The sequence below is a fragment of the Pseudomonas fluorescens genome, assembly GCF_000967965.1.
GTDB lineage: Bacteria > Pseudomonadota > Gammaproteobacteria > Pseudomonadales > Pseudomonadaceae > Aquipseudomonas > Aquipseudomonas grandcourensis.
This window is the reverse complement of sequence record NZ_LACC01000004.1, coordinates 1-17,619: the sequence shown is the minus strand read 5'-3', so window position 1 is coordinate 17,619 and position 17,619 is coordinate 1. Positions and strand designations below refer to the sequence as shown.

The following is a 17,619-nucleotide window of genomic DNA, read 5'->3' as shown; positions in this document are numbered from 1 at the left end:
AGAAGGGACCTGAGCCGCCGTGGCTCCTGGCGGATCGACTCAGCGATCTGGCAGGGTGATATTGAGTTCCAGAATCGAGCAACTGCCCTGGCTTTCCAGTGCGACATGCACGTCATCGGACCCGATATTGACGTACTTGCGGATCACCTCGACCAGTTCCTTCTGCAAGGCCGGCAGGTAGTCCGGGGTACTGCGTTGGCCGCGTTCGTGCGCCACGATGATCTGTAGACGCTCTTTCGCTACCGACGCGGTGCTTTGCTTTTTGTTGGCACGAAAGAAGTCAAAAAGGTTCATTGCTTAGTTGCCTCCAAACAGGCGCTCGAAGAATCCCTTCTTCTGTACATCGAGGAATCGATGATCCACGGTCTTGCCCAGCAGGCGATCTACGGTATCGCTGTAGGCCTGGCCGGCATCGCTCTGGTCGTCGAGAATCACCGGAACACCCTGGTTGGATGCCTTGAGCACCGCCTGGGATTCAGGGATCACGCCGAGCAGGGTCACCGAAAGGATCTCCTTGACGTCTTCTACGCCGAGCATTTCGCCTTTGCTCACACGTTCCGGGTGATAACGGGTAATCAGCAGGTGTTCCTTGATCGGGTCTTCGCCGCGTTCGGCACGACGGGACTTGCTGGCCAGCAGGCCGAGCATGCGATCGGAGTCACGTACCGAGGAGACTTCCGGGTTGGTCACGACGATCGCTTCATCGGCGAAGTACATGGCCAGGTGGGCGCCTTTCTCGATGCCTGCCGGGGAGTCGCAGACCACGAACTCAAAGTCTTCCTTGAGTTGCATCAGGACTTTTTCCACGCCTTCGACGGTCAGCGCGTCTTTATCTCGGGTCTGGCTGGCGGCCAGCACGTAGAGGTTTTCCAGGCGCTTGTCTTTGATCAGGGCCTGTTGCAGGTTGGCTTCGCCGTTCACCACGTTGACGAAGTCATACACCACGCGGCGCTCGCAACCCATGATCAGGTCGAGGTTACGCAAGCCCACGTCGAAGTCGACGATCACTGTTTTGTGGCCGCGCAGAGCGAGGCCGGTACCGATAGCGGCGCTGGTGGTGGTCTTACCCACACCACCCTTGCCGGATGTAACCACGAGAATCTTGGCCAAGGTGTTTCACCCCTAAGGAAAAAGGACTTTTCAGTCCCTGAAAAACATCTCCTGAAAAACTACTGCAGTCGGACAGCCTTGGCTGGAATCCGGTTTAGAGCGGCGCTTACCCCCGGTAAACACTGCTTTCGGCCTTTTTCCTACTTCGTTTGAGCCGTTTTCGCTACGTTTTAGAGATGCTTGGAAAATGCGGCAGTATCCGTTAAAGCCGAATGATGTTCAACACGTCGCCGGACAGGCTGACCTGCACACCCGAACCCCATAGAGGGTCGCGGCGCAGATCTTCGGAAACCTTGTAATGCCCGGCGATGGAAATCAGTTCAGCACTCATTTGCTGACAGAAAATCCGCGCCTTGGTGTCGCCCTTGACGCCGGCCAACACGCGACCACGCATCGGGCCGTATACATGGATGTTGCCATCGGCGAGAAGTTCCGCCCCCGGGCTGACCGAGGAGATCACCACCAGATCGCAGCCCTGGGCATAAATCTGCTGGCCACCGCGTACCGGCGAGGTGATGATTTTCGTCGGCTTGATGGTCGGCTCGGGTGGTTTTTCCGGTTTTTTCTTCGGTTCGCCTTCGGTCAGGTCCAGTGGACGCTCCCGGGCGCCGGACGGTGGCAGCACCGGCAGGTCGACCGCGATGGCGGCGGCAATGTCTTCGATGCGGCTGGCGCGGATCGCCAGGGTACGCAGGCCATGCTGGCGGCAGACGCGCATCAGCCCGGGCAGATCGACCGCGCCTTCATTGGCCGGGAGTTTGTCCAGGGCCAGTACCAGTGGCGCGTTGCTGAAGAAGTTTGGCGCCTGGGCGACCTTGGCGGCCAGTTGCCGATCAAGGCTTTCGAGGTCGTTACGGGCCAGTTCCAGCACCGTAATGGCCAGCATGCTGCCCTTCAACTGGAACACGGGATCTTGGTCTAGCGGTTCGGTTTGGCTCATGGTCGGCATACAACGACTTGTCACTAAAAGTGCCGAGACTTATAACGAGAACGCCCGCGGGCCGCAAGCCGGGTCGAACGATGTAGAATGCGCGGCCATTGTCATTCCGGAAGCATTAATGGACCGCCCGCGTTTTCGAAAAGCATTTCTATCTCCACGTTTCTGGCCGCTGTGGTGTGGCCTGGGGCTGTTGTGGCTGATCGTCCAGTTGCCGTATCCGGCACTGCTGTGGGTCGGTCGTGTCCTGGGTTCTTTGATGTATCGGGTCGCCGGCGACAGACGGCGCATTGCCAAGCGCAATCTGGAGCTGTGTTTTCCGGAAAAAACCGCCGCCGAACGCAAACGCCTGCTCAAGGAGAACTTCGCCTCCACCGGCATCGCTTTCTTTGAGATGGCGATGAGCTGGTGGTGGTCGCGCAAGCGCCTGGCGAGTCTCGCTCATATCGAAGGGCTGGAGCATTTGCAGCAGGCCCAGCGTGAGGGCAAGGGCGTGATCCTGATGGCCCTGCACTTCACGACGCTGGAAATCGGCGCGGCGTTGCTCGGTCAGCAGCACACCATCGACGGCATGTACCGTGAGCACAAGAATCCGCTGTTCGACTACATCCAGCGCCAGGGCCGCGAGCGGCACAACCTCGATTCGCTGGCGGTGGAACGCGAAGACGTGCGCGGCATGCTCAAACTGCTGCGTTCGGGCCGGGCGATCTGGTACGCACCGGATCAGGACTACGGCGCCAAGCAAAGCATCTTCGTGCCGCTGTTCGGCATTCAGGCCGCGACCGTCACCGCCACGAGCAAGTTTGCTCGGCTGGGCAAGGCATTGGTGGTGCCGTTCACCCAGGAGCGTTTGGCGGACGGCAGCGGCTATCGCCTGGTGATCCATGCGCCGCTCGAAGGCTTCCCCGGCGAAACCGAAGAAGAGGACTGCCTGCGCATCAACCAATGGATCGAAAGCGTTCTGCGCGAGCATCCCGAGCAATACCTGTGGGCTCACCGCCGCTTCAAGAGCCGTCCACCGGGCGAGCCCAAGCTGTACACCAAGCGCGGTTGAGTAACCGTTTTCCCAAGCACCATGGAGTGTTGCGATGAGTCCAGTTGAACCGGTAACAGGGTTGATTCTTTCCGGTGGCGGGGCTCGGGCGGCCTATCAGGTTGGGGTGCTGGCGGCGATTGCCGAATTGTTGCCGCCGGGGGCACGCAATCCGTTTCCGGTGATCGTCGGCACCTCGGCGGGCGCGATCAACGCCGTCAGCCTCGCCAGCGGTGCGATGGATTTTCGTAACGCCATCGAACGCCTGACGGCCTTCTGGCAGGGCTTTCGCAGTCATCTGGTATTGCGCAGCGACTGGCCCGGGGTGATCCGCCAGGCCAGCCGCTTCGTCAGCCACAGTTTGCTCGGCATCGGCAGGCACATGCCGGTGGCGCTGCTCAACAGTTCTCCGCTGCGGGATCTGCTCAACGACAAGCTGCATATGGGCGGCATCGCCGAAGCGATCGCACAGCAACAGTTGCATGCGGTGGCGGTCACCGCATTCGGTTATGAGTCCGGCCAGGCAGTCACCTTCTATCAGGGCGGCGGCAAGATCGATGCCTGGTTGCGCCATCGACGCATCGGCGTTCCCACCCAACTGTCGGTTGAACATCTACTCGCCAGTTCGGCGATTCCGCTGCTATTTGCCCCGGTGAAAATCGGCGAAGAGTATTTCGGTGATGGCGCGGTGCGTCAGTCGGCGCCGATCAGCCCTGCGTTGCATCTGGGCGCCAGTCGGGTGCTGGTGGTGGGCGTCAGCGGCAACCCCCGTGGAGTCGACCCGCAACAACCCTTGCCGCGCAGCTATACCGGTCAGCAGCCGACTCTGGCGCAGATCGGTGGGCACATGCTCAACAGTACGTTCATTGACAGCCTGGAAAGCGACATCGAGTTGTTGCAGCGCCTGAACCAGTTCAGTCACCTGATGCCCGACGGTACACCCATCCGTGCTTTGGGCGTGGCGCCGGTGGACGTATTGGTGATTTCACCGAGCCAGCCGATCGACGAGATTGCCGCGCGCCATCGCCAGGAATTGCCGGCGGCATTGCGCCTGTTTCTGCGCGGGCCGGGTGCGACCAAGACCAGCGGGGCGGGGGTGCTGAGTTATCTGCTGTTCGAGGCGGGGTATTGCAGCGAATTGATCGAACTGGGGCGACGGGATGCGTTGGCCAAGCGCGGGGAGTTGTGCCGGTTTCTGGGGTTGGCAGAGCCTGTGCTTTCGGTTTGAGACTTGTGGTGAGGCTTTCGCGAGCAGGCTCGCTCCCACAGGGATTTTCGTCGTATACAAAGTTTGTGTTCGACAAGATTCCACTGTGGGAGCGAGCCTGCTCGCGAAGCTTCTTAAATCAGAAGTGAACCTTGACCAGGAAGCTGGTCACGCTCTGATCGGTCTTGAAGCCCTGGCTGTCTTCGATACCGTACTTGTTTTTCCAGTAGTCATACTCGACACCGACGTACAGCTGCTTGGCACCCAGATTCAACGCCTTGCCCAGGTCGTATTTGACCTGCGGATTGAAGTGCAGGTTGGCGTGGTATTCGCCTTTTTTGTTCACGTCGTTGTCGACGACCCAGTCCATGAAGCCGTCGATCAGCACGTCCGAGCCGCCCACCGGGATGGTGTAGGACCAGACTGGCGTGACCTGCCAGATGTTGTCGCCCGGGCGGTCGCCTTCGGTGTGGCGGTTGTAGAAGTTCAACTGGAAGTAGTCGAAGCCCGGGATGGCCAGGTCAAAACCAGGGCCGATCAGGTAGGACTCGGTATCGTCTTCACCGAACTCGTAGGTCATGGCCAGCAGGACGTCCTTGATCGGGCCGAACTCGAACTTCTGGTCGAAGATCTTGTTGAACGACAGGCGCGGACTGAGCTCGCCGTAGTGGCTGTTCTTGCCCGCGAAGGCGTCTTCCTTGCCGTTGTAGAAGATCTTGTCGATGAAAAAGAAGTTGTCGCCGTATTTCCAACCGTCGGCGTGTTCAAAGGTCACCGTCTGCTGGATGCGCGGGTTGACCTGGAAGTCCTTGCCATAGAGGTAGCTCAGGCTGTTGTTCTGCCATTGCAGCAAGTCGCCGGCCATGGCCTGACCCCCCGCCAGCAATGATCCCGCCAGCATCAGGCTAGTGCACGTACGTTTCATTCGGTTGCTCCCAAAAAGTAGGTGGTTCCACGTTGTTTTTTTAAAGTCGGCGCTCTGGTGTGGCGCCTGTTTCTGTAGCGGTAAAAAATCATCCATTCGGTCAGCTTTAGTGCTGTTAGCAAGAGCTGAGCCAAGGCTTTCAAAAAGCAAAAAAACTCCCGTTCGGCGGCTCAAGAGCGGTCGATTGAGAGGGGTTTTGGAGTGCCTTGGTGCCTGCCAGTGCCGGGATAAGTTGGCTTTCTGGTCAGGTTTTACATCCGGGCTTTTTTTTAAACCGGATTCGGGCGGCCGCGGAGAATACTGACTCCTCGGCCAGGTCTCAAGTGCTCCGCAACGGCGCACCGACGACAGGTTTGAGGCACTGTTGCGGGGCAGCATTAGAAGTGCACCTTTACCAGCAGGCTGGCGGTGTTTTCATTGGTATTGAAACGGGAGCTGTCCTGGACGCCGTATTTGTCCTTCCAGTAGCTGTATTCGGTGCCGACATACACCTGTTTCTCGCGCCAGCCCAGGGCTTTGCCCAGGTCGTATTTGATCTGCGGGTTGAAGTGCAGGTTGGCGTGATAGGTGCCGCGGGCGTTCTGGTCGTTATCCACCACCCAGTCGATGTAGCCGTCGATCAACAGGTTCGAGTTGCCCAGTGGCAGGGTGTAGGACCAGGCCGGACTGATTTGCCAGACATCATCGCCAGGGCGCGAACCTTCGGTCTGGCGGTAATAGAAGTTCAGGGTGAAAAAGTTGAAGCCCGGTACCGCGAGGTCGAAACCGGGGCCAATCAGGTAGGCCTCGGTGTCGTCTTCGCCGTTCTCGTAGGTCATGGCCAGCAGCACGTCCTTGATCGGGCCGAATTCGAAACGGCGGTCGAGGATTTTGCCGAAGGAGAGGCGTGGGCTGAATTCGCCGTAATAGGCGTGAGCCCCTTTGTTGCGGTCTTGCTCGCCGTTGTACCAGGTGCTGTCGATGAACATGAAGTTGTCGCCGTACTTCCAGCGGTCGGCGTGTTCGAAGGTGATCGTCTGCTGGATCGCCGGGTTGATCGCGAAGTTCTTGCCGTACAGGTAGCTCAGGCTGTTGGTCTGCCACAGCAGTAGATCGCCGGCCATGGCTTGACTCGCGGCCAGCAGGCCACCACTCAACAACACGTTGGTTTGTGTCCGAATCATCTGTTGCTCCCTCTTGTTTTTATTTTTGAGGCGCAGGTTGTGGCCAGGGGGCTGGCCACAGGCAGGCCCCCTTGGTTATCCGTCAGATCAATGAGTGTGAGCGTGGCAGTCGTTAATGGCCGCGCGTTCGGCGCCACCAAGGATGTTGAACAGCAGGTTCAGCGTCAGCGCGCTGAGGGTGGCCATGGCGATGCCACTGTGGGTGATCGGGCTTATCCACACGGGCAGGTGGGCGAAAAACTCCGGGCGTACAACCGGGATCAGGCCCATGCCGATGCTCACCGCCACCAGCAACTGGTTGCGACGGTCACCGATGTCGGCTTCCTGGAGAATCTTGATCCCGGTGGCGGCGACCATGCCGAACATCGCAATCGCTGCGCCGCCCAGTACTGCCGGAGGAATCGACGCTACCAGGAATGCGGCCTTTGGCAGCAGGCTCAGGACGATCAGCAAACCGCCGGCAACGATGGTCACCGAACGACAGCGCACGCCGGTCATCTGCACCAGGCCGATGTTCTGGGCGAAGGATGAGTGGGTGAAGGTGTTGAAGAATCCGGCGAAGAACGAGGCGCCGGCATCGCACAACAAGCCGCGACGCAGCATCCGTGGGCAGACTTCCTGGCCGGTGATCTTGCCCAGCGCCAGAAACATTCCGGTGGACTCGACGAAAATGATCACCACCACCAGGCACATCGACAGGATCGGCGCGAGTTCGAATTTCGGCATGCCGAAGTGCAGCGGCGTGACGAATTGCAGCCATGGCGCCTGAGCCATGCCACTGAGGTCGACCATGCCGAGCAGGCCGCAGAGTACATAGCCCAGGCACATGCCGATCAGCACGGAAATATTGACCCAGAAGCCGCGCATGAAACGGTGCACCAGCAAGATGGTGCCCAGTACCAGTGCGGCGATGGTCAGGTAGATCGGTGAACCGAATTGAGCGGCGCTGGTACCGCCACCGGCCCAGTTGACGGCCACGGGGAACAGCGACAAACCGATCGAGGTGATGACCGTACCGGTCACCAGCGGCGGGAAGAAGCGCACGACCTTGGACATGAACGGGGCGATGATCATGCCAAAGAACCCGGCGGCAATGGTCGCGCCGAAGATCCCTTGCAGGCCGATACCGGGCATGCCGGCCATGGCGACCATGCTGCCGACGGCGGCGAAACTGGCGCCCATCATCACCGGCATGCGAATGCCCATGGGGCCGATGCCGAGGGACTGGACGATGGTGGCGATACCCGCAACCAGCAGGTCGGCGTTGATCAGGAAGGCGATTTCTTCACGACTCAGGCCAGCGGCCTGTCCGATGATCAGCGGTACCGCGATGGCACCACCGTACATCAGCAGAACATGTTGCAAACCGACCAGGATCAGTTGCAAGAGGGGCAAACGCTGAATGGCGGGTGCGTCGGGGATGCGCGCTTCGGATAGCTCGGACATGCAACACCTCGGATCTTTTTATTCTTGTGATTTACAGCTGCAGTGCTACTGGCAGCTGTATTCGAATCAGGTGGGCCGCTTTGCGGCCATTCGCGGGCAAGCCCGCTCCCACACAGGCCATGCAAAACCTGTGGGAGCGAGCCTGCTTGCGAAGCTTTTAACGATTAATTGGTCTGGGCTCCCTGCACAATCCAGGCACCGATCAGGTCACGTTCCTGCTGGGTCATCTGCGTGATATTGCCCAGTGGCATGATCTGGCTGGTGACGGCTTGCGCCTGAATCCGCGGTGCGTTCTGACGGATCTGTTCGGGGGTGTCAAACATCACACCGGCAGGGGCCGCACTGAACAGCGGGCTGGTCGGCTTGGCCGAGTGGCAAACCGCGCAACGTTCCTGAATCACGCTGTGCACTTTGTCAAAGCCAGGGCCGGCGTTGGACGCTTGCGCCGGTGCGGCGGCAGGCGCTTCTGCAGGTTTGGCTTCAGCCGGTTTCAAACCACCGCCCACTGCTGTTTCCGGCAGCGGCTGGTATTCGATCTTGGCGGGTGCCTTGGCCACTTCCGGGCTGTTCAACGGCGCAGGGCCGGTGACGTAAGCCAGGCTGATCATGCCGACGGCTGCCACAGGCAGGGTCCAGGCAAACTTGTGGCTGTCGTGACGGGTGTTGAAGTAGTGACGCACCAACACTGCCAGTACCGCGATCCCGGCCAGGATCAACCAGTTGTACTGGCTGCCGTAGGTGCTCGGGAAGTGGTTGCTGATCATGATGAACAGCACTGGCAAGGTGAAGTAGTTGTTGTGACGTGAACGCAGCAGGCCTTTGGCCGGCAATGCCGGATCGGGCGTGCGGTTCTCGGCAATCGCCGCTACCAGTGCGCGTTGCGCCGGCATGATGATGCGGAACACGTTGCCGACCATGATGGTGCCGATGATCGCGCCAACGTGCAGGTACGCACCCCGACCGCTGAACACCTTGCTGAAGCCGTAGGCCGCGCCGATGATCAGGACGAACAGGATTCCGCCGAGCAGGGCAGGGCGTTTGCCCAGGGCCGAGTCGCACAGGAAGGAGTAGATGAACCAGCCGATGAACAGCGAGCCGATACCGATGGCTACGCCTTCAGGACCGCTCAGGGAGCTGCCCGGAGCCAGCAGGTAGAGCGTCGGGTTGGAGTAGAACACCACGCACAGCAGCGCGATACCCGACATCCACGTGAAGTAGGCTTCCCATTTGAACCAGTGCAGGTTGTCCGGCATGGTCGGTGGAGCCAGTTTGTATTTTTCCAGGTGGTAGATACCGCCACCGTGGATTGCCCACAAATCGCCAGCCAGACCGTTTTTCGGGTTGACCCGGTTGAGGTTGTTTTCCAGCCATACGAAATAGAACGACGCACCGATCCAGGCCACGCCAGTAATCATGTGAACCCAGCGCACGCTCAGGTTCAGCCATTCCAACAGATGTGCTTCCACAGTCTTTACCTCTCGCCTGTCACTCTGTTGTCGAGTGATCAGACCTTCTCTTATTGGTGGGGGGCGAGGATCAAACGCTCATCCTCTTTGAAAAAATGCTCATCGCAGTTATTGCCTGTGCCACTGCGATCAACCACCAGGAAGTCATCCCGCTTTTCGATCGTCAGCACCGGGTGGTGCCAAACGCCGCGATGGTAATTAATGCCCTGCCTGCCGTTGGTGACGAAGGCGCGGACCAAGCCTGATACAGGTTCATCGCCAAGTGGCGCGACCACGATCAGAAAGGGGTTGCCGAGCAGCGGAATGAAAGCCTGGCTGCCCAGCGGATGACGCTCCAGCATGCTGACGGTCAGCGGCATGTCCTGCGCGTCGGCGCGGAAGATGCTGATGATCGCGTTGTCCTCTGGCTTTGCGGTTTCGACCACAGCCAGTTTATGGAAGCGCATGGTCGAACCGTTGTTGATCATGAAGTGATCGCTGCCGTCGGTTTCGATCACGTCACCGAAAGGGGCGAAGGCTTCTTTGGTCAGCGGTTCAATCGTTAATGTGCGCATGCTGTTCTTATCCGAATTCTGTGTTGTTGGTACTACAGTTGTGGCGAGGGAGCTTGCTCCCGCTGGACTGCGCAGCAGTCCCGTTCTTTGGGGCCGCTTCGCGACCCAGCGGGAGCAAGCTCCCTCGCCACAGGTTCAGCGCTTACTTAGCGACCTTGCCCAGTACACGCAGGCGGCTCACACCACCATCCGGGAACACGTTCAGGCGGATGTGGGTGATCGGGCCCAGTGCCTTGATCTGCTCGGCGAAGGTGTGTTCGGCGTGCATTTCCAGCTTCTGGCTTGGCAGCAGTTCGCGCCAGAACAGCGATTGGGTTTCGATCTGGCTGTCGGTACCGCCCTTCACGAAGGCGCCCTGGATCGAGCAGCTGTCCGGGTAGTTACCCTTGAAGTGCAGGGTGTCGACGATGACTTTCTCGACTTCGCCGGCATGGCCCAGCGCGACGATGACCCAGTCATTGCCCGGGGTACGACGACGTGCGGTTTCCCAGCCATCGCCCATGTTGATGCCACGGCCCGGGTTGAGGATGTTGCTCATGCGACCGAAGTGTTCATCGGAGCAGGCGAGGGCGCGGCCACCGTTGAGGGCAGCGGCCAGGTCGACTTGCTCGTTGTCGCCGGTAGCCGACCAGTCACGGAACGGCACGCCGTACACGCGCAGACGGGCCACGCCGCCATCCGGGTAGATGTTGAAGCGCAGGTGGCTGAAGGCCTGGTCGTTGCTGATTTCGTGGTAGTGGTGGCTGTTGCCTTGCAGCTCGACGGCGGACAGCACTTCAACCCACTGGGTGTTTTCGTTCGGCTCGCCTTCGGCCAGGAAGCAGGCTTCCAGGGACGCCGACGGCGGGAAGTTGCCGGTGAAGAATGAAGTGTCGATGTCGACGCCCTTGATCGAACCCGGCACGCCCAGGCGGATCACGGCGCTGTCGAAGCCTTCGAAGCGCTTGCGGCGCGATTCCCAGCCGTCCATCCACTTGCCGTTGTCATCGAACACGCCCTCCTTCCATACGGCCGGGGTCGGTTGGAACAGACGGTTGGCGTCTGCGAACCAGTCATCGGTGACCGAGATGATTTTGGTGCCCAGGCGGGCATCGGCCAGGTTGACGAACTTCTCGAAAGGTACGGCGTAAGCTTTCATTCTTCTTGTCTGCCTTTAAATAAGTGGCTTGGGATGCTTGCAGGGCCCTAGGTGTTTTCTGCGTTTAAGAACACTCGGGTCAGGCTTGCTATAGGGTCAGTAATCGGAACAGGGCGATCTTGTTGATCTCCGCCAGCGCGCATTTGAATTCGGTATCGACCGGGTTGTGGATGCGCGTTTCGAACGCTGCGAGGATCTGATGCCGGTTGCTGCCTTTTACCGCCATGATGAAGGGAAACTTGAACTTGGCCTTGTAGGCGTCGTTCAGCTCGGTGAAGCGCTGGAACTCTTCGGCCGTGCATTGGTGAATACCCGCGCCAGACTGTTCTTCAGTGCTGGCCGCGGTAAGCTGGCCCTGGACGGCCGCACGGCCTGCCAGGTCCGGGTGAGCGTTGATCAGTGCAAGCTGGCTTGCATGATCGGCGCTCAACAGGATGTCGCTCATGCGCTGGTGCAAGGTCTCGATCTGGTCGATCGAAGCGTCCTGGCCCAGGTCGTAGGCCTTCTCGGCTACCCATGGCGAATGTTCGTAGATGTCGGCGAAAGCGGCGACGAAGGCGTCGCGGCCGAGGGCCGAAGGTTTGACGGTTTGAAAGGTGCTCATTTGCCAGCCCCTGTGTACGGGTGGGTTTCGTGCCAGTGGCGTGCGATGTCGACGCGACGGCTGAACCACACCTGTTCATGACTTTTAGCGTATTCGATAAAGCGCTTGAGCGATGCCAGGCGCGCCGGACGGCCGATCAAGCGGCAGTGCAGGCCGATCGACAGCATTTTCGGTGCCTCGGCGCCTTCGGCGTAGAGCACATCGAACGCGTCTTTCAGGTATTCGAAGAAGTCGTCGCCCTTGTTGAAGCCCTGGACCTGAGTGAAGCGCATGTCGTTGGTGTCCAGGGTGTACGGGATCACCAGGTGCGGCTTGCCGGTCGGGTTGTTCGGTTCCCAGTAGGGCAGGTCGTCGTCGTAGGTGTCGCAGTCGTAGAGGAAACAACCTTCTTCCATCACCAGGCGACGGGTGTTCGGGCCGGTGCGGCCGGTGTACCAGCCCAGCGGGCGTTCGCCTGTGATTTCGGTGAGGATGCGGATCGCTTCGAGCATGTGCTCGCGTTCCTGGGTTTCATCCATGTACTGGTAGTCGATCCAGCGATAGCCGTGGCTGCAGATCTCGTGGCCGGCATCGACCATGGCGCGGATCACGTCCGGGTGACGCTGGGCGGCCATGGCCACGGCGAAGATGGTCAGCGGGATGTCGAATTCCTTGAACAGTTTCAGGATCCGCCACACGCCGGCACGGCTGCCATACTCGTAGAGGGATTCCATGCTCATGTTGCGCGCGCCTTGCAGCGGCTGGGCAGAAACCATTTCCGAGAGGAACGCTTCGGATTCTTTGTCGCCGTGCAGGATGTTGCGTTCGCCGCCTTCTTCGTAATTGAGTACGAACGACAGGGCGATTCGGGCATTGCCCGGCCAGTGTGGGTGAGGAGGGTTACTGCCGTAACCGACCAGGTCGCGTGGGTAGTCAGCGCTCACTGCAGGCTTCCTTCTTATTCGATGATGACGGTTGGTGTGACGCAGCTGAAAATTGGATGGCAGGCTTGCGTCACAGCGATGGGCTGATTGTATACAACTTTATATTCACTTTGTAAGCCTGATTTTTCGCATTTTTCACCGACTGTCATCTTTTACTGCTATTGGCGTGAGCCTGCAAGAAATCTGCCTGACTGGTCAATTATTGATTGAGGGGCTCATAGGTTGTGCGGTTCGGCGGGAAATCGACGGTAAATATGCAGATGGCAGGGGTAATGCGAAAAATGTCGTTTTTATTGTGTACAATTTTTTTGAAAAGTGTCTTAATCGGTCGCTCGCCGCAGCTTTTCGTGCTCCGAATCGGTGCGGTCTCCTTTTCAACTGACTTCGGGAGGCGCGAAGTCTGACTGCTCCACGCAGGCAGGCGCGCAGAATCAATGGGACGTTTGACTACACACGTTTTGGACGCAGCACACGGTTGCCCGGGCAGCTCGATCAAGGTCGAGTTGTACCGCGTTGAAGGTTCGCACCTGGAATTGGTCGCCAGCGCGATAACCAACAGCGATGGCCGTGTCGATGCACCGCTGCTGCAAGGCGATGACTACCGCACCGGGGTCTATCAGGTTCAGTTTCATGCCGGCGATTACTACCGCGCCCGTGGCGTCAAGCTGCCGGAGCCGGCCTTCCTGGATGTCGTGGTGCTGCGTTTTGGCATCTCCGCCGAGCAGGATCACTACCATGTGCCGTTGTTGATTTCGCCTTACAGCTACTCCACCTATCGCGGCAGCTGATCCCCCAAACAGCAGCTGCACCCTGGAAGCGACTGCGCATATAGCTTCTTTGGTCTTTCGCCCGCTCACACTGCGGGCTTTTTTTCGTCTGGAGAAATGTGGCGCCTGTGCCGACGCCATCGCGAGCAGGCTCACTCCTACAGGAGTGCGCGTTCCAATGTAGGAGTGAGCCTGCTCGCGATGCTTTTGCTTTTAGCGGCTCAGCAGGGACGCTGCACCCGCGCCACTGAACAACCCTGCACTGATCCGGTTAAACCAGCTCTGGCCCTTGCCGCTGCGCAGATACCGCGCCGCACCATGGGCGCCGAGGCCATAGGCCAATTTGCACAGCAGGTCGAGCACGGTCCAGGTCGCGATCATCACCAGAAGTTGTGGCAGGAACGGCTGTTCGGCACTCAGGAACTGCGGCAGGAAAGCGGCGAAGAACAGGATGTCCTTCGGGTTGCTGGCGCCCAGCATGAACGCACGCCCGAACAGTGCACGAAAGCGAGGCACCGGAGCGGCTTGTGGCACTTCAGCGCCATGGGAAGGCAGGCGCGATTGCTGCCAGCTCTGCCAGGCGAGGTAGAACAGGTAAAGGGCGCCAAGAATCTTCAGGGCGCTGAACAGCTGTTCCGACGCCAGCAACAACGCACCCAGGCCCAGTGCCGAAGCACTCAGCAGGCAGATCGATGCGGACACTCCGCCGAGGAAGGCCGGGTAAGAGCGGCGCAGGCCGTAATTCAGACTGTTGCTGATCATCAGCAACGACAGCGGCCCCGGGATCAGGATCACTATCAGCGCAGCGCCGCTGAACAGCAGCCAGGTTTCCAGACTCATCACTTTCCTCCATTTGCACAAAAGCCCCACCCGACGGGGTGAGGCTGTTTTCAAGCAGGTCCCGCGTAAGGCTTACAGGAAGATGAACTTGGCGATGAAGATCGCGCAGAGCACCCACAGGCTCACGGAAATTTCCTTGTACTTGCCAGTACCGGCCTTCAGCGCCACGTAGGTGATGAAGCCCAACGCGATGCCGTCAGCGACCGAGAAGGTCAGCGGCATCATGATTGCGGTGACAATCGCCGGGATGCTGTCGGTCGCTTCGTCCCATTCGATGTGGGCCATGCCGCCCATCATCAGCATCGCTACATAAATCAGTGCACCTGCGGTTGCATAGGCAGGAATCATCCCGGCCAGCGGTGCAAAGAACATGGCTGCAATAAATAGCACACCTACGGTCACTGCGGTAAGACCAGTCCGACCACCCGCTGCAACACCGGCAGCACTTTCCACGTAGCTGGTGACTGGCGGAACGCCGACGACCGCACCGAATACGCTGGAAGCACTGTCGGCTTTCATGGCGCGGGAGAGGTTTTCGATGCGGCCGTCAGCACCGACCAGGTTGGCGCGCTGGGCAACACCCATCAAGGTACCGGCGGTGTCGAACATATGTACGAAGAGGAACGCCAGCACCACGCTGATCATGCTGACGTTGAACACGCCGGCGACGTTCATGGCCATGAAGGTAGGGGCGAGGCTCGGTGGAGCCGACATGATGCCCTCGTAGTGCACCAGGCCCAGACCCCAGCCAGCGAGAGTCACGGTGATGATGCTGATGAGGATCGCGCCGAACACCTTGTGATAGCTGAGGATGGAGATCATCAGGAAGCACACGGCGGCGAGCAGCGGGCCGGGTTCGCGCAGGGAGCCGAGCTTGATCAGGGTCGCCGGGCTATCGACGACGATACCCGCGGTTTTCAGGCCGATCAGCCCCAGGAACAGACCCACGCCGGCGCCCATGGCGAAGCGCAGGCTGACCGGGATGCTGTTGAGCAGCCATTCGCGGATCCGCGAGAAGGTCAGGATCATGAACAACACACCGGACACAAACACCGCGCCGAGGGCGGTTTCCCAGTTGTAGCCCATGGTGCCGACCACGGTGTAGGTGAAGAAGGCGTTCAGCCCCATGCCCGGCGCCAGGCCGACCGGCCAGTTGGCGTACAGGCCCATCAACAGGCAACCGAGTGCCGCGGCGATGCAGGTGGCGACGAATGCCGCACCGTGATCGATCCCGGCGTCGGCCATGATGTTGGGGTTGACGAAAATGATGTAAGCCATGGTGATGAAGGTTGTCAGACCGGCAATCAGCTCGGTCTTCACCGTGGTGCCGTGCAAGCTGAGTTTGAACAGACGTTCCAGCAAGCCATTGCGTAATGGCGGCGAGAGATCCAGCGTCGATGCTTCGGATTTACGGCTTTCCACAGCGAATACTCCTCAAGAGTTTTATTGTTATTTCCAGGGCAGGACCCATGAGGGTGGCAGCGGCCCTTTGAGGTACTTGCGAATTTGTTGACCGCTTGGTCAGGAACTCGCACGAAGTGGATTATGCTTTTGTATACAAAGAAAGCAAATAATGTTTTTGGTTTTGTTGACGATTTTTTTGGCGATAGGAATATATCGCCGGTTTAGACGCCTTCGCGAGCAGGCTCGCTCCCACAGGAAGCGGCGGATCTGCGCATATTTTTTGACCGAATCGAAACCTGTGGGAGTGGGCTTGCTCGCGAAGAGGCCGGATCAGTCAGCATCAAAATCAGCAGGCAGAATGATTCAGTCGGTATGCGCCTGGCTTTCCCCCAACGCCAGATTCACCGCCAGCCACCCATTCACCGCCGTCTCTCCGGCCTCGGCAAATACCCGCTCCAGCAATTTCACCTGCTCGCGCCGCAGCATCTGTTCAAACCGCGCACCTTCGGCGGTCAACTCCAGCAGGCGCTTACGCTTGTCGGTTTCGGACGCGACGCTGTCGACCAGATGCATCTCCAACAATTGCCGCAGCGGCATGTTCAGTGCCTGCTTGCTCACACCGAGCAACGCCAGCAGTTCCTTTACGCTCAGGTTCGGATAGCGGGCGATGAAAAACACGATGCGCTGATGCACCCGACTCAGGCCTCGACGTTCGAGCATTTCATCGGCCTTGGCGGTGAAGGCCTGGTAGCCGAAGAAAAACGCTTCCATGGCCTGTTGCTGGGAAAGCGGGTTTTTAAGGTCAAGCATATTGACGTATCCGTTCGGGGAGGCGTAATTTCGGTCAACAAGTTTGACTCATTTTCCACATGCCTCGCTACCGGTGATCCCCATGGCTTTTTCCGAACGTGTCTCACGCCTTAAAAGCTCTTTGATCCGTGAAATCCTCGCCGCGGCCCAGCGCCCGCAAATGATGTCGTTTGCCGGCGGCCTGCCGGCCGAAGCCATGCTGCCAAAAGTCGATTGGGCCGAGATGCCGGTTTCCATGGGCCAATACGGCATGAGCGAAGGCGAACCGGCGCTGCGTGAAGCACTGGCCGCCGAGGCGCGAGCGTTGGGAGTGGCGTGTGAGGCAAGCCAAGTGCTGGTGGTCAGCGGCTCACAGCAGACCCTCGACCTGGCAGCCAAGCTGTACATCGACAAGGGCACCGAAGTCCTGCTCGAAGCGCCGACTTATCTGGCGGCGTTGCAGATTTTCCAGCTGTTCGGCGCCGATTGCCTGACCGTGCCGCTGGAGGCCGACGGCCCGAACCTGACGGAGCTACGCGCTCGTCTGGAGCAACACCGTCCGGCCTTTATCTACCTGATCCCGACCTTCCAGAATCCATCGGCGGTGCGTTACAGCGAAGCCAAACGCGACGCGGTGGCGGCGTTGCTCGATGAGTTCGGTGTGACACTGATTGAAGACGAGCCTTACCGCGAACTGACCTTCGACGGTGGCAGCGCCACGCCGATTGTCAGCCGCTTGAAGAAGGCCAGTTGGATCTATACCGGGACCGTGTCGAAAACCCTGCTGCCGGGGTTGCGTGTCGGCTACCTGATTGCCAGTCCGGACCTGTTTCCCCATCTGTTGAAACTCAAGCAATCGGCGGATTTGCACACCAATCGTGTCGGTCAATGGCAGGCACTGCAATGGATCGGCACCGAGAAATATCAGCAGCACCGTAGTGAGTTGCGCGATTTTTATCGGGGGCGCCGGGATGCGTTCCAGGCTGCGCTGGAAATTCACTTCTCGGATCTGGCGGACTGGAACGTGCCGCAGGGCGGGCTGTTTTTCTGGTTGAAACTCAAGCAGCCGCAGGACACCCGCACCTTGCTCAATGCCGCTTTGGCCAACGACGTGGCGTTCATGCCGGGCGAACCGTTCTTCCCCGAGCCGGATAACCATCCAGGGTATCTGCGGTTGAACTTCAGCCACATTGATCCGGCGCGGCTGGATGAAGGGCTCAAACGGTTGGCGGCGGTGGTGCGACAGGCACAGGCGGCGCAAGCAGCCTGAAAACAAATAAACCGGCGCATGGGCCTAATGCCGATCAGTTAAG

Annotated in this window: 18 protein-coding genes; 4 read left to right on the top strand and 14 right to left on the bottom strand. The window is 59.4% G+C overall.

What is annotated here, in order from left to right:
* Window positions 1–39: 39 nt before the first annotated feature.
* The 3 genes from minE to minC all read right to left on the bottom strand — a co-directional run bounded on the left by minE (window position 40) and on the right by minC (window position 2,050).
* Complete coding sequence (gene minE, locus VC35_RS02440; protein WP_007974947.1) at window positions 40–294, bottom strand: cell division topological specificity factor MinE; 255 nt, start codon at window positions 292–294, stop codon at window positions 40–42.
* 3 nt (window positions 295–297) lie between these two features.
* A complete protein-coding gene (minD, locus tag VC35_RS02435; protein WP_007974946.1) occupies window positions 298–1,110 on the bottom strand; it encodes a septum site-determining protein MinD in 813 nt (270 codons plus the stop codon).
* Window positions 1,111–1,312: 202 nt separating this feature from the next.
* Window positions 1,313–2,050, bottom strand: a complete 738-nt coding sequence (minC, locus tag VC35_RS02430) for a septum site-determining protein MinC (protein WP_046037759.1) — start codon at window positions 2,048–2,050, stop codon at window positions 1,313–1,315.
* A gap of 118 nt (window positions 2,051–2,168) precedes the next feature.
* Here minC and VC35_RS02425 point away from each other — a divergent pair, with 118 nt between their 5' ends.
* Both VC35_RS02425 and VC35_RS02420 read left to right on the top strand, forming a co-directional pair.
* On the top strand, window positions 2,169–3,101 hold the full coding sequence (locus VC35_RS02425) for a lipid A biosynthesis lauroyl acyltransferase (RefSeq protein ID WP_046037580.1): 933 nt from the start codon (window positions 2,169–2,171) through the stop codon (window positions 3,099–3,101).
* Window positions 3,102–3,135: 34 nt separating this feature from the next.
* On the top strand, window positions 3,136–4,308 hold the full coding sequence (locus VC35_RS02420) for a patatin-like phospholipase family protein (protein ID WP_046037578.1): 1,173 nt from the start codon (window positions 3,136–3,138) through the stop codon (window positions 4,306–4,308).
* A gap of 118 nt (window positions 4,309–4,426) precedes the next feature.
* On the opposite strand, the gene VC35_RS02415 is transcribed toward VC35_RS02420, so the two are convergent.
* From VC35_RS02415 to puuE, 8 genes are all read right to left on the bottom strand, one after another.
* Window positions 4,427–5,212: an outer membrane protein OmpK gene (locus tag VC35_RS02415; protein ID WP_046037576.1), complete on the bottom strand. Its 786-nt coding sequence runs from the start codon at window positions 5,210–5,212 to the stop codon at window positions 4,427–4,429.
* Window positions 5,213–5,589: 377 nt separating this feature from the next.
* The gene (locus tag VC35_RS02410) at window positions 5,590–6,375 is read right to left on the bottom strand and encodes an outer membrane protein OmpK (RefSeq protein WP_046037573.1); all 786 of its coding nucleotides are present in this window, start codon (window positions 6,373–6,375) and stop codon (window positions 5,590–5,592) included.
* 87 nt (window positions 6,376–6,462) lie between these two features.
* A complete protein-coding gene (locus tag VC35_RS02405; RefSeq protein ID WP_046037571.1) occupies window positions 6,463–7,821 on the bottom strand; it encodes a nucleobase:cation symporter-2 family protein in 1,359 nt (452 codons plus the stop codon).
* A gap of 164 nt (window positions 7,822–7,985) precedes the next feature.
* A complete protein-coding gene (locus VC35_RS02400; protein WP_046037569.1) occupies window positions 7,986–9,287 on the bottom strand; it encodes a urate hydroxylase PuuD in 1,302 nt (433 codons plus the stop codon).
* A 50-nt stretch (window positions 9,288–9,337) separates the two neighbouring features.
* Entirely contained in the window at window positions 9,338–9,841 is a 504-nt protein-coding gene (locus VC35_RS02395; protein ID WP_007993087.1) for an ureidoglycolate lyase, read from the bottom strand.
* Between the two features lie 142 nt (window positions 9,842–9,983).
* Window positions 9,984–10,979: an allantoicase gene (gene alc / locus VC35_RS02390; protein WP_046037564.1), complete on the bottom strand. Its 996-nt coding sequence runs from the start codon at window positions 10,977–10,979 to the stop codon at window positions 9,984–9,986.
* Between the two features lie 88 nt (window positions 10,980–11,067).
* Complete coding sequence (gene uraD, locus VC35_RS02385) at window positions 11,068–11,583, bottom strand: 2-oxo-4-hydroxy-4-carboxy-5-ureidoimidazoline decarboxylase (protein WP_046037561.1); 516 nt, start codon at window positions 11,581–11,583, stop codon at window positions 11,068–11,070.
* A complete protein-coding gene (puuE, locus tag VC35_RS02380) occupies window positions 11,580–12,506 on the bottom strand; it encodes an allantoinase PuuE (protein ID WP_046037559.1) in 927 nt (308 codons plus the stop codon). The genes uraD and puuE overlap by 4 nt, the downstream gene beginning before the upstream one ends.
* Before the next feature lie 434 nt (window positions 12,507–12,940).
* On the opposite strand from puuE, the gene uraH reads away from it, so the two are divergent.
* Window positions 12,941–13,294: a hydroxyisourate hydrolase gene (gene uraH, locus VC35_RS02375; protein ID WP_007974925.1), complete on the top strand. Its 354-nt coding sequence runs from the start codon at window positions 12,941–12,943 to the stop codon at window positions 13,292–13,294.
* Between the two features lie 192 nt (window positions 13,295–13,486).
* On the opposite strand, the gene VC35_RS02370 is transcribed toward uraH, so the two are convergent.
* The 3 genes from VC35_RS02370 to VC35_RS02360 all read right to left on the bottom strand — a co-directional run bounded on the left by VC35_RS02370 (window position 13,487) and on the right by VC35_RS02360 (window position 16,327).
* The gene (locus VC35_RS02370) at window positions 13,487–14,113 is read right to left on the bottom strand and encodes a LysE family translocator (RefSeq protein ID WP_046037555.1); all 627 of its coding nucleotides are present in this window, start codon (window positions 14,111–14,113) and stop codon (window positions 13,487–13,489) included.
* A 72-nt stretch (window positions 14,114–14,185) separates the two neighbouring features.
* Window positions 14,186–15,535: an NCS2 family permease gene (locus VC35_RS02365; RefSeq protein WP_008048392.1), complete on the bottom strand. Its 1,350-nt coding sequence runs from the start codon at window positions 15,533–15,535 to the stop codon at window positions 14,186–14,188.
* 345 nt (window positions 15,536–15,880) lie between these two features.
* On the bottom strand, window positions 15,881–16,327 hold the full coding sequence (locus tag VC35_RS02360; protein ID WP_046037543.1) for a MarR family winged helix-turn-helix transcriptional regulator: 447 nt from the start codon (window positions 16,325–16,327) through the stop codon (window positions 15,881–15,883).
* A gap of 82 nt (window positions 16,328–16,409) precedes the next feature.
* Here VC35_RS02360 and VC35_RS02355 point away from each other — a divergent pair, with 82 nt between their 5' ends.
* Window positions 16,410–17,576 (top strand): aminotransferase-like domain-containing protein, encoded by a 1,167-nt coding sequence (locus VC35_RS02355; RefSeq protein WP_046037541.1) that lies wholly within the window; start codon window positions 16,410–16,412, stop codon window positions 17,574–17,576.
* Window positions 17,577–17,619 lie beyond the last annotated feature (43 nt).

Bases quoted from the DNA above. Each gene is read 5' to 3' on its own strand.
- VC35_RS02405 (WP_046037571.1), bottom strand. From the start codon at position 7,821: ATGTCCGAGCTATCCGAAGCGCGCATCCCCGACGCACCCGCCATTCAG.
- VC35_RS02370 (WP_046037555.1), bottom strand. From the start codon at position 14,113: ATGAGTCTGGAAACCTGGCTGCTGTTCAGCGGCGCTGCGCTGATAGTG.
- VC35_RS02410 (WP_046037573.1), bottom strand. From the start codon at position 6,375: ATGATTCGGACACAAACCAACGTGTTGTTGAGTGGTGGCCTGCTGGCC.
- uraD (WP_046037561.1), bottom strand. From the start codon at position 11,583: ATGAGCACCTTTCAAACCGTCAAACCTTCGGCCCTCGGCCGCGACGCC.
- VC35_RS02415 (WP_046037576.1), bottom strand. From the start codon at position 5,212: ATGAAACGTACGTGCACTAGCCTGATGCTGGCGGGATCATTGCTGGCG.
- uraH (WP_007974925.1), top strand. From the start codon at position 12,941: ATGGGACGTTTGACTACACACGTTTTGGACGCAGCACACGGTTGCCCG.
- VC35_RS02395 (WP_007993087.1), bottom strand. From the start codon at position 9,841: ATGCGCACATTAACGATTGAACCGCTGACCAAAGAAGCCTTCGCCCCT.
- minC (WP_046037759.1), bottom strand. From the start codon at position 2,050: ATGAGCCAAACCGAACCGCTAGACCAAGATCCCGTGTTCCAGTTGAAG.
- VC35_RS02355 (WP_046037541.1), top strand. From the start codon at position 16,410: ATGGCTTTTTCCGAACGTGTCTCACGCCTTAAAAGCTCTTTGATCCGT.
- minE (WP_007974947.1), bottom strand. From the start codon at position 294: ATGAACCTTTTTGACTTCTTTCGTGCCAACAAAAAGCAAAGCACCGCG.
- VC35_RS02360 (WP_046037543.1), bottom strand. From the start codon at position 16,327: ATGCTTGACCTTAAAAACCCGCTTTCCCAGCAACAGGCCATGGAAGCG.
- VC35_RS02425 (WP_046037580.1), top strand. From the start codon at position 2,169: ATGGACCGCCCGCGTTTTCGAAAAGCATTTCTATCTCCACGTTTCTGG.
- VC35_RS02420 (WP_046037578.1), top strand. From the start codon at position 3,136: ATGAGTCCAGTTGAACCGGTAACAGGGTTGATTCTTTCCGGTGGCGGG.
- alc (WP_046037564.1), bottom strand. From the start codon at position 10,979: ATGAAAGCTTACGCCGTACCTTTCGAGAAGTTCGTCAACCTGGCCGAT.